Here is a 14033-nt window from a genome sequence, read left to right on the forward strand (position 1 = left end):
GGCCGCTACGCGACGGCGAACACCAGGCAGGCGATCCCGAACCCCATCACGCCGATGCCGGTCTCCATGACGGTCCAGGTCCGCAGGGTGGTGCGCACGTCCATGTCGAAGAACCGGCCCACGAGCCAGAAGCCCGAGTCGTTGACGTGGCTGAGCACCACGGATCCGGCCGCGACGGCGACGACGATCGCGGCGAGTTCGACGGAGCCGTAGCCGCCGGCGGCCACGGCGGGTGCGACGAGCCCCGCCGCCGTCGTCAGGGCGACCGTCGCGGACCCCTGCGCGACGCGCAGCACGGCAGCGATGAGGAACCCTGCCACGATGACGGGCAGCCCCAGGTCGCCGAGCACGTCGGCCAGGGCGTCGCCGATACCGGTGGCCCGCAGCACCCCGCCGAACATGCCGCCGGCGCCGGTGATGAGGATGACCGACGCGACGGGGCCGAGCGCCGAGTCCAGCGTCTTCTCCAGGGCGGTGCCCTCGATCCCGCGGCGGCGCCCGAGCACCCACGCCGCGACCAGCACCGTGATGAGCAGAGCCACCGGCGTCGACCCGATCAGACCGGCGACGGCCACGACGCCGGAGTCGCCGTCGGCCCAGCCCGCGGAGGCAGCGGTCTCCAGACCGGTGTTGGCGAAGATGAGCAGCAGCGGCAGCAGCAGGATGCCCACCACGGCCCCGAAGCGGGGCGGGTTCGCGGTCTGGGCGTCATCGGCACGGCCGAGGATCTCGGGCACGGGAAGGTCGAACCGGCGGCCGGCGAACCGGCCGAAGAGGTAGGCGGTGACGTACCAGGTGGGGATCGCGGCCAGCAGCCCGACGAGCAGGACCGCGCCGACGTTCGCCCCGAGGAACTCCGCGGCGGCGACCGGCCCGGGGTGCGGCGGCACGAAGACGTGCATCACGGAGAAGGCGCCGGCCACGGGAAGCCCGTACAGCAGCACCGAGCCCCCCAGGCGCCGCGCGACGGCGAACACGATGGGCAGCATGACCACGAGTCCGGCGTCGAAGAAGATCGGGAAGCCGAACATCAGCGACGCGATGCCCAGCGCCAGAGGCGCCCGCCGTTCCCCGAACCGGGCGATGAGCACGTCGGTGAGCACCTTCGCGCCGCCACTGGTCTCGATGAGCCGACCGAGCATCGCGCCCAGCCCGACGAGCAGCGCGACGGCGGCCAGGGTGGAACCGAAACCGTCGAGCAGCACGTCGACGATCCCGCCGGTGGGGAGCCCGGCGGCGACGGCGGTCAGCAGGCTGACGAGGATCAGGGCGACGAACGCGTGCAGCCTGACCTTGATGATGAGCAGGAGGAGGAGGGCGACGGCGCCGGCGGCGATGGCCAGCAGGGGGCCGGCACCGAGCGTCTGGGTCCATTCGTCGGTCATGGTGGGTCCTCGGGTCGGGGGCGCGCTCAGCGCGCCCGGGTCGGGGCGAGCCAGGCGACGGCGTCGGCGACGATCGTCGCCGGGTCGGTGGTGATGTCGACCACCAGACCGTCCTCGTCGTCGTCCAGCGGTTCGAGCGTGGCGAGCTGGGAGGGCAGGAGCTCGGGCGGCATGAAGTGGCCGGTGCGTCCCGTCATCCGTCGCGCGAGCACCTCGCCGGTGCCGTCGAGGTGCAGGAACCGGACGTGGCCGTGGGCGGTGCGCAGCACGTCGCGGTAGCTGCGCCTGAGCGCCGAGCAGGTGACGACGGCGGACCTTCCGGCGTCGGTCCTCTCGTCCAGCCAGTCACGGATGGCCTCGAGCCAGGGCCGCCGGTCGTCGTCGTCCAGGGGCTCCCCGGCGGACATCTTGGCGATGTTGGCCTCGGGGTGGAACTCGTCGGCCTCGGCGAGGTCGAGCCCGAGGCGGTCGGCGAGCAGCGCCGCGATCGTGGTCTTGCCCGATCCGGCGACCCCCATCACCACGACGTGGTCGGTGGTGCGCGCGTGAGTGGCCCCGGTGGGTGTGACGTCAGTGTCCATGTCTGTCGACTTCCCTGTCAGTGGTGGGTCCGCGTCGGCTCCGCCGCCGTCGCGTCCCCTCGAGGATGAACCATTGATAGCACCTTTGGCAAGAATGGTGCTACCAATCGCCGTCGAGAGTCGCGCCCAGTAGGCTCGACCCCATGCCCGGCCCAGCGTTGCACGAGAGCGTCCTCGACGCGCTCGGTCTCGCCATCACCAGCGGCGACGTCCCGCCGGGCGCCCCGCTGACCCTCGACGGCATCGGCTCCGCGCACGGCGTGTCCCGCACCGTCGCCCGCGAGGTGATGCGGATGCTCGAAGGCCTCGGCATGGTCACCTCCCGCCGTCGGGTCGGGATCGTCGTGCTCGGCATGGACCGCTGGAACGTCCTCGACCCGCGCGTCATCCGCTGGCGCCTGCGCGGCCCCGGCCGCGACGACCAGCTGCGCACCCTCACCGAGCTGCGGCACGCCGTCGAACCCCTGGCCGCCGCGGGCGCCGCCCGGCACGCCACCCCCCAGGTCCGCGGCGAGCTGCTGGACCTCGCCGTCCGGATGCGCCGCACCGGCGAGGCGGGCGCCCTGGAGGACTTCCTCGACCTCGACGTGCGCATGCACGAGCTGCTGCTGCGCTCCAGCGGCAACGAGATGTTCGGCGCCCTGGCCGACGTCGTCGCCGAGGTGCTCGCCGGCCGCACGCACCTCGGCCTCATGCCGCCCTCGCCCGTGCCCGAGGCCCTCGCCCAGCACGAGGCCGTCGCCCGCGCCGTCGCCGCCGGTGACGACGCCGCCGCCGAGACCGCGATGAGCGCGATCGTCGGCGAGGTGCGGCGCGCCCTGGCGCCATGACGGTCTACCTCGACCCCCCGGCCTGGCCCGCCCACGGCAGGCTCTGGTCCCACCTCGTGTCCGACACCTCCCTGCTCGAGCTGCGCGAGCTGGCCCGCAGGGTGGACGTCCCCGACCGGGCGTTCGACCTCGACCACTACGACGTCCCCGCCGAACGGCACGCCGACCTCGTCGCCGCCGGCGCCGTGCCGGTCGACGGCGGCACGCTGGCCCGCCGCCTCGCCCGCTCCTACCTGCGGGTCCCCGGTCACGAGCGCCGCCGTGCGAAGCGCCCGGAGCTCCTGGCGCGATGGGCGACCCTGTGGGCACCCTCGACGCCCGAGCAGCGCCGCGCCGTCGACGAGGTGGGCGCCGAGCTCGTCGACCGCTGGCGCGAACCGCACCGCGTGTACCACTCGCGCCTGCACCTCGCCGACGCCCTGGACCGCCTCGACGACCTCCTGGGCGACGGCGCGCCCGGATCCGGCCGGCACGCCGCGGTCGCGCTGTGGTTCCACGACGCGGTGCACGACGGCGCCCCCGGGACGGACGAGGAACGTTCGGCGGCGCTCGCCCGCGAGCTGCTGGTCCCGCTGCTCGGGATCCCGGCCCGTCCCGGCGGCGCACCGACGACCCCCGACGACGCCGCGGAGGTGGCCCGGCTCGTCCTGGTGACCGTCGACCACGACCCTGACCCCGACGACACCACCGGAGCCCTGGTCAGCGACGCCGACCTCGCCGTCCTGGGCGGCCCGCCCGCCCGCTACCGTCGCTACGCGGCCCAGGTGCGGGCCGAGTACGCCCTCGTCGGGGAGGCCGACTTCCGCACCGGCCGCGCCGCGGTCCTCGACCAGCTTCTCGCCCTGCACACCGGGCCGGGGCTCTTCCGCACCACGTCGGGGCGGGCCCGCTGGGCCGCACGGACCGGGACCAACCTGCGCGCCGAGCTCGCCTCGCTGCGGGCCGTCCGGCAGCATCCGGACCCATGAGACCGCTTCCGGCGGGTTCACCAGTGCCGTCGTCGTCACCCAGGACCATCACCTGCGCCGCGCCCTGTACTCCTGGCAGCGCGCCGGCCGGCGGAGCGGACGCTCAGGGCATGCGCAGGCGCCGCATGACGCCCATCGCCACGGTGAGGGCCTTGCTCGGCGCCTCGCCGCCCATGGCGTACAGCGTGTCCAGGGAGACCCCTGCCGCCAGGCCGCGCTGCGCCACGACGCTCTGCGCCTCGGTGACGGCCTCGACGGCCTCACGGCCGTGCCGACGGCCCAGGCCGGACGCCTTCATGCCGCCCATCGGGGCACCCGCGCTCCCCCAGGCCATCAGGTAGCCGTCGTTGATGACGACGGTGCCGGCCTCCACCCGGGCGGCGAGCCGCCGGGCGCGGGAGACGTCACGGGACCAGATCGAGGCGTTGAGCCCGAACTCGGTGTCGTTCATCGCGGCCACCGCCTCGTCGTCGCTGGCCACGCGGGAGACCGCCACGACCGGGCCGAACGTCTCCTCGCGCAGGCACACGGCGTCCTCGGGCACGTCGTCGAGCACCGTGGGTGCGTAGAAGTAGGGGCCGATGTCGGAGCGGTGGACGCCGCCGGTCAGCGCGCGGGCGCCCTTGGCGAGCGCGTCGTCGACGTGACCGCTGACCTTGGCGAGCTGGTCGGCGGAGACCAGCGACCCGACGTCGGCGGTGTAGTCCAGCCCGGCGCCGAGCCGCAGCTTGCGCACCGCCGGCACGAAGAGCTCCAGGAACTCCTCCGCGATGCGTTCGTGCAGGATCAGCCGCTCGATCGACATGCAGAGCTGACCGGCGTTGGAGAAGCAGGCCCGGGCGACCCCGTCGACCGCGGCGTCCAGGTCGGCGTCGGCGGCGACGTACAGCGGGTTCTTCCCGCCGAGCTCGAGGGTGGCGCCGATGAGCCGCTCACCGGCACGGGCGGCGACCTTGCGTCCGGTCGCCGTGGACCCGGTGAACGCGATGTGGTCGACGTGGTCCACGAGGGCACCGCCGACGTCCCCGGCGCCGCCGACCACCTGGAGCAGCCCGTCGGGCAGGCCCGCCTCGGAGAACAGCTCGGTCGCCCACAGCGCGGAGAGCATCGTCTGCGGGTCCGGCTTGAGGACGACGGCGTTGCCCGCCAGCAGCGCGGGGATCGCCTCGGACACCGCGAGCGTGAGGGGGAAGTTCCACGGTGCGATGACACCGACGACGCCCACCGGGCGGCGGTGCACCCGCACGCCCGTCAGGATGGACAGCGCGCCCGGCTCGCGACGGTCGGCGAGGTAGCGCTGACCCCGGACGGCGTAGTGCCGGCAGGTCTGCGCGACGTCCGCGACCTCCTCGAACGCCGACCGCCGGGATTTGCCCGACTCCATCTGGATCAGGTCGAGGATCTCGGACTGGCGCTGGAGCACGAGCACCCCGACGCGGTCGATCACCCGTGCCCGCTCGCCCACCGAGGAGTGCGCCCAGTCCCGCTGGGCGGCCCGTGCCCGGGCGACCGCGTCGGCGACGTCGTCGGGCGAGGAGAACGGCACGGCGGCGAGCGGCGCGCCCGTGAACGGCAGCGTGCTGCGGTGCGTCCCGGCGTCCTGCGACGTGTGGACGCGCCGGACCAGGGGTTCCACGACCTCGGGCTCGAGGACGTAGGTGGACGCGGGGAGCTCGGGATCGATCAGATCACCCAGAGCGCCGTCGCTCTCGTGCGCGGTTGCCATGGGCGACACCCTAGTCGTGGCCGGTGACGCCGGGGTGAACTCTGCACCGGATGTCCGGCTCTTTCGCCCTCAGCGTGACAGCAGGTCGCGCCCCAGCACGGTGCACTCGACGTCCGTGTATCCGAGCGCCGCATAGAACCCCAGCACGGCCGTGTTGGTCGTGCGCACCATCAGACGCACCTTGCCCGCGCCGGCCCCGGCGATGTCACGGTGCGTGCTCACCGGGGCTGGTACGGGGAGACCACGACCTCGACCCGCTGGAACTCCTTGAGGTCCGAGTACCCGGTCGTCGCCATCGCGCGCCGCAGCGCCCCCACGAGGTTGAGGGTGCCGTCGGCCGTGACGCTCGGCCCGAAGAGGATCTCCTCGAGGGTGCCCGCGGTGCCGACCGAGACCCGCTCGCCGCGCGGCAGCTCCGCGTGGTGCGCCTCGGGGCCCCAGTGCCAGCCCTTGCCCGGCGCCTCCGAGGCGCGTGCGAGCGCCGCACCCAGCATGACCGCGTCCGCACCGCAGGCCACGCCCTTGACGACGTCGCCCGAGTGCCCCACGCCGCCGTCGGCGATCACGTGCACGTACCGACCGCCCGACTCGTCGAGGTAGTCGCGCCGCGCCGCGGCGACGTCGGACACGGCGGTGGCCATCGGCGCGTGGATGCCGAGACCGACGCGCGTCGTGTGCGCCGCCCCGCCGCCGAAGCCGACCAGGACGCCCGCCGCGCCGGTGCGCATGAGGTGCAGGGCCGCGGTGTACGTCGAGGCACCGCCGACGACGACGGGGACGTCCAGCTCGTAGATGAACCGCTTGAGGTTCAGCGGCTCGGCGTTGCCGGAGACGTGCTCGGCCGACACGGTGGTGCCGCGGATGACGAACAGGTCCACGCCCGCGTCGACCACCGTCTGGTAGTGCTCCTGCGTCCGCTGCGGGGACAGGGCTCCCGCGACGGTGACGCCCGCGGCCCGGATCTCCTTGAGGCGCTGGGTGATGAGGTCCGGCTTGATCGGTTCGGCGTAGATCTCCTGCATGCGGCGGGTCGCCTGCTCGGCGGGCAGCTCGCGGATCTCGGCGAGCAGCTGCTCGGGCGACTCGTAGCGCGTCCACAGCCCTTCGAGGTCGAGGACGCCGAGACCACCGTGGTTGCCGAGCGCGACGGCGGTGTCCGGGCTCATCACCGAGTCCATGGGTGCCGCCATGATCGGCAGGTCGAAGTGGTAGGCGTCGATCTGCCAGCCGGTGGAGACGTCCTTCGGGTCGCGGGTGCGCCGCGACGGGACGACGGCGATGTCGTCGAAGGAGAATGCACGGCGACCGCGCTTGCCACGTCCGATCTCGATCTCGTTGCTCACACGGGCCAGCCTACCGGGGCGGACCGTGTCGGTGGCTCGTGGGACGTTCGCCCCAGGACATCCCAGGAGAGGAACCACGATGGACGACACAGGCTGGACCGGCGGACCGCTGCTCGGCTTCGACACCGAGACCACCGGGGTCGACGTGCACACCGACCGCATCGTCACGGCGGCCGTGGTCGTACGCACCCCCCGCACGACGGAGGTCCTCACCTGGATGATCGACCCGGGCGTCGAGATCCCCGCCGAGGCGGCGGCGATCCACGGCGTCAGCACCGAGCACGCCCGCGCGCACGGCCGCCCACCCCGCGAGGCGCTGGAGGAGATCGCCGCCGTCCTGGCCCGCCACGCCCGCGAGGGCGTCCCCGTCGTGGCCTACAACGCCGCGTTCGACCTCACCCTGCTGGACGCCGAGCTGGCCCGGCACGGGCTGCCGACGCTCCCGGACCGGCTCGGCCGGCCCGTCGCGCCCGTCCTCGACCCGCTGGTCATCGACCGCTGGCAGGACAGGTTCCGTCGGGGCAAGCGCCGGCTCGGGGACCTGTGCGAGCTGTACGGCATCACCGGCGAGGGCGACCTGCACAGCGCGGACGTGGACGTGCTGGCGACCCTCGACGTCCTGGAGGCCCAGGTGCTGCGGTTCCCCGACCTGCGCGCCGTCGCGCTGGACGCGCTGCACCTCGCCCAGCGGGACGCGCACCAGGCCTGGGCGGAGAACTTCAACGCGTGGCGGGCGCTCCAGGGCCTGCCGGGGCCGGGTGCCTCGACGGCCTGGCCTGTCGAGCCGCGCGCGGCGGGCTGACCGCCCCGCAGGGTCCCGCCCGTCAGGACACGCGGTAGTTCGGCGCCTCGACCGTCATGGCGATGTCGTGCGGGTGCGACTCCTTGAGCGAGGCCGAGGTGATCTTCACGAACCGGCCCTTGGCCTGCAGCTCGGGAACGGTCCGCGCACCGACGTAGAACATCGTCTGGTGCAGACCGCCGACGAGCTGGTGGGCGACCGTGGCCAGGGTGCCCTTGAACGGCACCTGACCCTCCACGCCCTCCGGCACGATGAGGTCGTCGCTGGTGACCTCCGCCTGGAAGTAGCGGTCCTTGGAGTAGGACTTCTTGCCGCGGGACGACATCGCCCCCAGCGAGCCCATGCCGCGGTACGCCTTGAACTGCTTGCCGTTGACCAGGATGGTGTCGCCGGGCGACTCCTCGGTACCGGCCAGCATCGAGCCGAGCATGACGGCCTCCGCCCCGGCGACGATCGCCTTGCCGATCTCGCCGGAGTGGCGCATCCCGCCGTCGGCGATCACGGGGATGCCGGCCTCGCGCGCCGCCAGCGACGCCTCGTAGACGGCCGTGATCTGCGGGACGCCGACGCCCGTGACGACACGGGTGGTGCAGATGGAGCCCGGGCCGACGCCCACCTTGATGCCGTCCGCGCCCGCGTCGACGAACGACTGGGCACCCTCACGGGTGGCGACGTTGCCGCCGATCACCTGCACGTGCCGCGTGGCGGGGTCGGTCTTGAGCCGCTTGACCATGTCGATCAGCATCCGCACGTTGCCGTGCGCGGTGTCGGCGACGAGCACGTCCACGCCCGCCTCGACCAGCGTCGTCGCGCGCTCCCAGGCGTCACCGAAGTAGCCGATGGCGGCGCCGACGAGGAGCCGGCCCTGGTCGTCCTTCGACGCGTTCGGGAACTGCTCGGACTTCACGAAGTCCTTGACGGTGATGAGCCCGGCGAGCCGACCCTCGTCGTCGACGAGCGGGAGGCGCTCGAGCTTGTGCTTGCGCAGCAGCGCGGTCGCGTCCTCGCGGGAGATCCCCGAGCGGCCCGTGATGAGCGGCTGGGGGGTCATGACGTCGGAGACCTTGGTGGTGGCCCACTGCGCCACCGGCGTGAAGCGCAGGTCACGGTTGGTGACGATGCCCACGAGCCTGCCCGACTCGTCCAGCACGGGGAACCCGGAGACGCGGTACTCGCCGGCCCGCTGGTCGAGCTGCTCCAGCGTCACGTCGGGCCCGATCGTCACCGGGTTGTCGATGATGCCCGTCTGCGTCCGCTTGACGAGGTCGACCTGGTACGCCTGGTCGGCGATCGACAGGTTGCGGTGCAGCACCCCGAGGCCGCCCTGCCGGGCCATGGCGATCGCCATGCGCGACTCGGTGACGGTGTCCATCGCCGCGGAGACCAGCGGGACCCGCAGGGAGATCTCACGGGTCAGGCGCGAGGTGGTGTCGATGTCGGACGGGGCCAGGTCCGAGTACCCCGGCAGCAGCAGCACGTCGTCGTAGGTGAGGCCGAGGAATCCGAACGGGTCGTGCGCAGGCGAGGTCGTCTCCGTCATGGCACGAGTCTACGGGCCGCCGGGCCCCGTCCGAGGCGGCGTCGATCACACCCACGGGCGGACGGCGTGAGGTCAGGAACCGACGACGGCGAGGATCTCGTGGAGCAACCCCGTGAACGACCGCACACGCTGGACCTGCGGGGCGAGCGGCAGGTCTGCGGCGGAGTCGTCCCTTCGCAGACCGACGAAGATCGGCAGGTCGGGGAAGCCCTCGTGCACGGCGTGGACGAGGTCCAGGTCCGGGCGACGCTGGATGGTGGCGAGGACCAGGGCCGCCGGGCGCACCATCGTCACGAGCTCGAGCGAGCGGCGGGTGCTCGCCGGTCCGGTGACGATCCGCGCCGTCTTGCCCTTGGACGTCAGCGCGGCCGCCAGGGCGTGCGCGGACAGCGGGACGGCCTCGTCGGGCGCCGCGAAGATCAGCACGATGTTGCGCATGCGGCTGGGGTGGTTCGCCGGCGGGCCACCGTTCTGCACGACGGCCTGCTCGAAGGCGTCGGTGAAGGACCGCAGGGCCTGGAGCGCCGCGGTGGCCAGCACGAGCTCCGGCACGGCACCGGGACCGGCGAGCACCGTGCGCTCGGCGACGCGGCTCCACGCCGGTTCCACGAGCTGGGACCACCACAGCGCGGGGTCGCCGTTCACGGGGATGCGCAGCAGGTCGTCGCAGCGGGACTGGTCGTAGGACATCGCCGAGTCGACGACGGCGGACACCCTGCCGGATCCGACCTGGGCCGACTGGCCGGACGCCCCCGGACCGGGACCGCCGGGCCGTCCACCCTGGCCGCCGCCGGGCAGCGCCCGCAGGTGGGCCCTGCCGCGTCCGGCGTCGTCGGGGTCGTCGGTCTGGCCCGCCCGACGCGCCTCGGCGTCGGCCGACCGCTCGCCGACGGGCGGGACGGCGTCGCGCGCCGCCTCGAGCTCGTCGACGTCCGCCTCGAGGGCGGCCTGGGCGGCGTCCACCGGGGCCACGCCCTCCAGGGTGAGGCGGCGCATGACGAGCAGCCGGGCGACGTCCTCGGGGGTGTACCGGCGGTGCGATCCGGCGGTACGACCGGACGGTCCGAGACCGTAGCGACGGTCCCACGTCCGCAGGGTCGCCGGTGCGACGCCCAACCGACGGGCGACGGCAGCGACGGCGAGACCTGGACTGTGGGGGCGCGACCCGCCCGGACCCTGGGCCGGCCGTGTTGTCGTCATGCGTCGATTGTGCCCAGGGCGCCGGTGGGCCGCCACCGCGCCGACCGGCGCGTCCCGATCCGGCGCGCTTGGTCGCGTCAAACCAGGTCAGCCATCCCAAGAACCGGTTCACGGGTGATTCGTCAGTCGATTCAACGATCCCGTATGCCCAACTTGCTCCCGGGGGTTGAACAACTTCTGCACAACTTGTACGTTGTTCGACATGACGGAGATCTCAAGGCTGCCAGGGCCGGTGATGGAACTGTGGGAGTGGCAGTACCAGGGTTCGTGCCGCGACGCGGACGACACCCTGTTCTTCCACCCGGAAGGTGAGCGGGGCTCGACGCGCCGCCGCCGGGCGGAGGCGGCGAAGGCGATCTGCCGCGGCTGCCCCGTGATGATGGAGTGCCGCGAGCAGTCCCTGCGGGTGCGCGAGCCCTACGGCGTCTGGGGAGGCCTCAGCGAGGAGAGGCCTCAGCGAGGACGAGCGCTCGGCGATCCTCGCCGGCCGCGACCGCAAGACCGGCTGACCCGGCGGGCCGCCCAGCCGGGTCGCGCTGCTCTCCGGGCAGCACGCCCCGCCTGACGGAACGGCCCCACAGACAGCACGAGGCCCCGCATCGAAGACGATGCGGGGCCTCGTTGTCCGACCTGGGATCAGACGACGACGGCGAGGATGTCGCGCGACGACAGGACGAGGTAGTCCTCGCCGCCGTACTTGACCTCGGTACCGCCGTACTTGGAGTAGATGACCTTGTCGCCGACCTTCACGTCGACCGGGACACGCTTGCCCTGGTCGTCGAAGCGGCCTTCACCGACGGCCAGGACCTCGCCCTCCTGGGGCTTCTCCTTGGCGGTGTCCGGGATGACCAGGCCGGAAGCGGTCGTGGTCTCGGCCTCGACGGCCTTGACGACGATCCGGTCCTCGAGCGGCTTGATGGGGACCGACACGTCGGACCTCCTTGTTCGCGATGACTAGCTGGACTGGGACGCGCCCTGAGCTGGCCGTCGTCGCGGGTGCCGGCACAGCGCGTGCGCTGGGTCCAAATCTAGGCAGCCGTTAGCACTCTGACAAGTCGAGTGCCAGAAGTAGCCGGATCACGCTGCACTCACCGGTGCCGACGGGCTGAGACGATGGCCCGATGGACGTGGCCTCGCTCACCAAGCTGCTCAGCCCCGAGGGGTGGGCGCTGCTCAACAGCCTCCCGCCCTACGACGAGTCGCAGGCGATGGTGCTGGCCACCCGGCTGCGGGCGGACGGCGTCGACCCCGACCTCGCGGCCGCCGCCCTCACCCAGTCCCGGCTGCGTGGGCGCGCCCGCGCCAAGCTGGGGCCGTTCGCCGAGGCGATGCTCTTCACCCCGCACGGCCTGGAGCAGGCCACGCGGCTCGTGGTCGCCGCCCTGCACGCCCGGCGCTACCTCGCCGCCGACGTCACGAAGGTCGCCGACCTCACCAGCGGGCTCGGCGCCGACGCCCTCGCCTTCGCGGGCGTCGGCCTGCAGGTCCTGGCCACCGACGTCGACGAGGTCACCGCCGCGCTCGCCACCGTCAACCTGCGCGCCTTCCCCGAGGCCGAGGTGCGCCACGCCGACGGCCTCGGGCTCGACCTCGCCGCCGAGGGCGTGGACGGGGTCTTCGCGGACCCCGCGCGGCGCACCCGCGGCGGCCGGCGCATCTTCGACCCGGCGGCCTACGCTCCCCCGCTCGACGCCGTGTGGGACCTGCGCTCCCAGGTCCCGGCGCTCGGCATCAAGGTCGGCCCCGGCATCCCGCACCAGGGCCTCCCCGCCGATGCCGAGACCCAGTGGGTGTCGGTCGACGGCGACGTCGTCGAGGCCGGGCTCTGGTTCGGCCCACTCGCCCCGGAGGGCCCCGGCCGGTCCGCGCTCGTGCTCCGGACCGTCGACGAGGTGCCCGACGGCGGCGCGGGCCCGGGGTCCACACGCTCCGGCAGCGTGTCGCGCGTCCTGCGCTCCGGCCCCCACGACGTCGACCTGGTGCCCGAGGTGGGCTCGGTCGGGGCCTACCTCTACGAACCGGACGGCGCCGTCGTCCGCGCGGGCCTGGTCGCCCACGCCGCGGCGGAGCTCGGCGGCCGGCTCGTGGACCGCACCATCGCGTACGTCACGACCGACGCACCGGCGGCCCCGGGGCCCGGCGCACCCCTGGCGACGGGCTACCGCGTGGTCGACGCCATGCCGTTCAACCTCAAGAGGCTCAAGGCGTACCTGCGCGAGCGCGGGGTCGGCCGGCTCACCGTGAAGAAGCGCGGCACCGCCGTCACGCCCGAGCAGCTGCGCGCACAGCTCGCCCTCAAGGGCGACGCCGAGGCCACCGTCGTCCTCACCCGCGTGGCCGGACGCCAGCACGTCCTCGTCGTCGAGCCGCTCGCCGTCTGACCTGCGCCTGACCTGCCCCCTTCCCCGGCCGGAGCGCCGGGCCGAGCGGTCGGCACCGGGCGCGCGCCCGTGGAACGATGACCGCATGGTCCTGGAGTTCGCAACGTCACCCCGGTCGAGCGTCGGCCTCGAGTGGGAGCTCGCCCTCGTCGACGCCGACTCGGGCAACCTGCGCCAGGTGGCGCCGGCCGCCATGGAGGCGCTCGGGGACGATCCCCGCGCCCGCTTCGTCAAGCCGGAGTTCCTGCGCAACACCCTGGAGGTCGTCTCCGGGGTGTCCGGCACGGTGCCCGGCGCCGTCGCGGACCTCGCCGCCGGCGTCGAGGTGATCCAGGAGGTCATCTCCCCCATGCGGGCCGAGCTGATGGGCGCGGGCACCCACCCGTTCGCCCACTGGTCCCAGCAGCAGGTGACGGACAAGCAGCGCTACGCCACCGTCGTCGACCGCACCCAGGTGTGGGGCCGCCAGCAGGTCGTCTACGGCGTGCACGTGCACGTCGGCGTCGAGGACCGCGCCAAGGTGCTGCCGATCGTGCGCTCCCTGCTGGTCTACGTCGCGCACCTGCAGGCGCTGTCGGCCTCCTCGCCCTTCTGGGACGCCGACGACACGGGCTACGCGTCCATGCGGGCGCTGCTGTTCCAGCAGCTCCCCACCGCCGGCCTGCCGTACCAGTTCGCCGAGTGGTCCGAGCTCGAACGCTACGTCGACGACATGCTCAGGACCGGCGTCATCGACGACTTCACCGAGGTGCGCTGGGACGTGCGGCCCGCCCCGCACTTCGGCACCATCGAGGTGCGCATCTGCGACGGGACGTCGAACCTGCGCGAGCTGGCGGCGCTCGGCGCCCTGGTGCACTGCCTCGTCGAGCACCTCTCCACGCTCCTCGACGAGGGCCGTCCCCTGCCGGTGATGCCGCGGTGGTACGTGCACGAGAACAAGTGGCGGGCGGCCCGGTACGGGCTGGAGGCGATCATCATCCTCGACGCCGACGGCAACGAGGAGCTCGTCACCGACGCGACCGACCGCCTCCTGGACGAGCTCGCCCCGGTGGCCGAGCGGCTCGGGTGCGCGGCCGAGCTGGCGAGCGTCCGCGAGATCCTCACCGGCGGGGCGTCCTACCAGCGCCAGCGGGCCGTGGCCTCCGCGCACGGTGGTGGGCAGCGCGGCCTGGAGGCCGTGGTGGGCGCACTCGTGGCGGAGCTGCACGCCGGACGGCCGCTCGACCCGATGAGAGCCGGTCGTCGGAGCTGAAGCGCAAGGCGCAGGTGCGGGTGCC

At 73.4% G+C, this 14033-nt stretch carries 14 protein-coding genes; 6 read left to right on the forward strand and 8 right to left on the reverse strand.

The features are described 5' to 3' along the window. Nucleotides 1-5: 5 nt before the first annotated feature. Together ACNHYB_RS07445 and ACNHYB_RS07450 are read right to left on the reverse strand one after the other, a co-directional pair. A complete protein-coding gene (locus ACNHYB_RS07445) occupies nt 6-1385 on the reverse strand; it encodes a GntP family permease (RefSeq protein WP_418277799.1) in 1380 nt (459 codons plus the stop codon). A 26-nt stretch (nt 1386-1411) separates the two neighbouring features. After that, on the reverse strand, nt 1412-1966 hold the full coding sequence (locus tag ACNHYB_RS07450; RefSeq protein WP_418277801.1) for a gluconokinase: 555 nt from the start codon (nt 1964-1966) through the stop codon (nt 1412-1414). A gap of 143 nt (nt 1967-2109) precedes the next feature. Here ACNHYB_RS07450 and ACNHYB_RS07455 point away from each other — a divergent pair, with 143 nt between their 5' ends. Both ACNHYB_RS07455 and ACNHYB_RS07460 read left to right on the forward strand, forming a co-directional pair. Then, entirely contained in the window at nt 2110-2796 is a 687-nt protein-coding gene (locus ACNHYB_RS07455) for a FadR/GntR family transcriptional regulator (protein WP_418277802.1), read from the forward strand. Next, nucleotides 2793-3764, forward strand: a complete 972-nt coding sequence (locus ACNHYB_RS07460; protein ID WP_418277803.1) for a DUF4031 domain-containing protein — start codon at nt 2793-2795, stop codon at nt 3762-3764. Before ACNHYB_RS07455 ends, ACNHYB_RS07460 begins: the two co-directional genes overlap by 4 nt. 103 nt (nt 3765-3867) lie before the next feature. Here ACNHYB_RS07460 and ACNHYB_RS07465 read toward each other — a convergent pair whose 3' ends face one another. The 3 genes from ACNHYB_RS07465 to ACNHYB_RS07475 all read right to left on the reverse strand — a co-directional run bounded on the left by ACNHYB_RS07465 (nt 3868) and on the right by ACNHYB_RS07475 (nt 6833). Continuing rightward, a complete protein-coding gene (locus tag ACNHYB_RS07465; RefSeq protein WP_418277804.1) occupies nt 3868-5490 on the reverse strand; it encodes a succinic semialdehyde dehydrogenase in 1623 nt (540 codons plus the stop codon). Between the two features lie 69 nt (nt 5491-5559). Further along, nucleotides 5560-5712, reverse strand: a complete 153-nt coding sequence (locus ACNHYB_RS07470; protein ID WP_418277805.1) for a hypothetical protein — start codon at nt 5710-5712, stop codon at nt 5560-5562. Beyond that, the gene (locus ACNHYB_RS07475; RefSeq protein WP_418277806.1) at nt 5709-6833 is read right to left on the reverse strand and encodes a GuaB3 family IMP dehydrogenase-related protein; all 1125 of its coding nucleotides are present in this window, start codon (nt 6831-6833) and stop codon (nt 5709-5711) included. The genes ACNHYB_RS07470 and ACNHYB_RS07475 overlap by 4 nt, the downstream gene beginning before the upstream one ends. Nucleotides 6834-6912: 79 nt before the next feature. Between ACNHYB_RS07475 and ACNHYB_RS07480 the strand changes: the two genes are divergently transcribed. Next, nucleotides 6913-7635, forward strand: coding sequence for an exonuclease domain-containing protein (locus ACNHYB_RS07480; protein ID WP_418277807.1), 723 nt, complete (start codon nt 6913-6915; stop codon nt 7633-7635). Between the two features lie 22 nt (nt 7636-7657). Here ACNHYB_RS07480 and guaB read toward each other — a convergent pair whose 3' ends face one another. Together guaB and ACNHYB_RS07490 are read right to left on the reverse strand one after the other, a co-directional pair. Continuing rightward, complete coding sequence (guaB, locus tag ACNHYB_RS07485) at nt 7658-9175, reverse strand: IMP dehydrogenase (RefSeq protein ID WP_418277808.1); 1518 nt, start codon at nt 9173-9175, stop codon at nt 7658-7660. A gap of 72 nt (nt 9176-9247) precedes the next feature. Further along, on the reverse strand, nt 9248-10375 hold the full coding sequence (locus ACNHYB_RS07490) for a MerR family transcriptional regulator (RefSeq protein WP_418277809.1): 1128 nt from the start codon (nt 10373-10375) through the stop codon (nt 9248-9250). 202 nt (nt 10376-10577) lie between these two features. Here ACNHYB_RS07490 and ACNHYB_RS07495 point away from each other — a divergent pair, with 202 nt between their 5' ends. Further along, the gene (locus tag ACNHYB_RS07495) at nt 10578-10940 is read left to right on the forward strand and encodes a WhiB family transcriptional regulator (protein WP_418277810.1); all 363 of its coding nucleotides are present in this window, start codon (nt 10578-10580) and stop codon (nt 10938-10940) included. A 71-nt stretch (nt 10941-11011) separates the two neighbouring features. Here ACNHYB_RS07495 and groES read toward each other — a convergent pair whose 3' ends face one another. Further along, a complete protein-coding gene (groES, locus tag ACNHYB_RS07500) occupies nt 11012-11305 on the reverse strand; it encodes a co-chaperone GroES (RefSeq protein WP_418277811.1) in 294 nt (97 codons plus the stop codon). A 191-nt stretch (nt 11306-11496) separates the two neighbouring features. Here groES and ACNHYB_RS07505 point away from each other — a divergent pair, with 191 nt between their 5' ends. Both ACNHYB_RS07505 and ACNHYB_RS07510 read left to right on the forward strand, forming a co-directional pair. Further along, nucleotides 11497-12756, forward strand: coding sequence for a class I SAM-dependent methyltransferase (locus tag ACNHYB_RS07505; protein ID WP_418277812.1), 1260 nt, complete (start codon nt 11497-11499; stop codon nt 12754-12756). Between the two features lie 85 nt (nt 12757-12841). After that, nucleotides 12842-14008 carry a glutamate--cysteine ligase gene (locus ACNHYB_RS07510; protein ID WP_418277813.1) on the forward strand — a complete coding sequence of 389 codons (1167 nt, stop codon included), beginning with the start codon at nt 12842-12844 and terminating at the stop codon, nt 14006-14008. Nucleotides 14009-14033 lie beyond the last annotated feature (25 nt).

The sequence above is a fragment of the Isoptericola jiangsuensis genome, assembly GCF_048320105.1.
GTDB lineage: Bacteria > Actinomycetota > Actinomycetes > Actinomycetales > Cellulomonadaceae > Isoptericola > Isoptericola jiangsuensis_A.

Excerpts from the sequence above, each read along its gene's own strand:
- ACNHYB_RS07445 (WP_418277799.1), bottom strand. The coding sequence starts at position 1,385 with ATGACCGACGAATGGACCCAGACGCTCGGTGCCGGCCCCCTGCTGGCC.
- ACNHYB_RS07450 (WP_418277801.1), bottom strand. The coding sequence starts at position 1,966 with ATGGACACTGACGTCACACCCACCGGGGCCACTCACGCGCGCACCACC.
- ACNHYB_RS07455 (WP_418277802.1), top strand. The coding sequence starts at position 2,110 with ATGCCCGGCCCAGCGTTGCACGAGAGCGTCCTCGACGCGCTCGGTCTC.
- ACNHYB_RS07460 (WP_418277803.1), top strand. The coding sequence starts at position 2,793 with ATGACGGTCTACCTCGACCCCCCGGCCTGGCCCGCCCACGGCAGGCTC.
- ACNHYB_RS07465 (WP_418277804.1), bottom strand. The coding sequence starts at position 5,490 with ATGGCAACCGCGCACGAGAGCGACGGCGCTCTGGGTGATCTGATCGAT.
- ACNHYB_RS07480 (WP_418277807.1), top strand. The coding sequence starts at position 6,913 with ATGGACGACACAGGCTGGACCGGCGGACCGCTGCTCGGCTTCGACACC.
- guaB (WP_418277808.1), bottom strand. The coding sequence starts at position 9,175 with ATGACGGAGACGACCTCGCCTGCGCACGACCCGTTCGGATTCCTCGGC.
- ACNHYB_RS07490 (WP_418277809.1), bottom strand. The coding sequence starts at position 10,375 with ATGACGACAACACGGCCGGCCCAGGGTCCGGGCGGGTCGCGCCCCCAC.
- ACNHYB_RS07495 (WP_418277810.1), top strand. The coding sequence starts at position 10,578 with ATGACGGAGATCTCAAGGCTGCCAGGGCCGGTGATGGAACTGTGGGAG.
- ACNHYB_RS07505 (WP_418277812.1), top strand. The coding sequence starts at position 11,497 with ATGGACGTGGCCTCGCTCACCAAGCTGCTCAGCCCCGAGGGGTGGGCG.
- ACNHYB_RS07510 (WP_418277813.1), top strand. The coding sequence starts at position 12,842 with ATGGTCCTGGAGTTCGCAACGTCACCCCGGTCGAGCGTCGGCCTCGAG.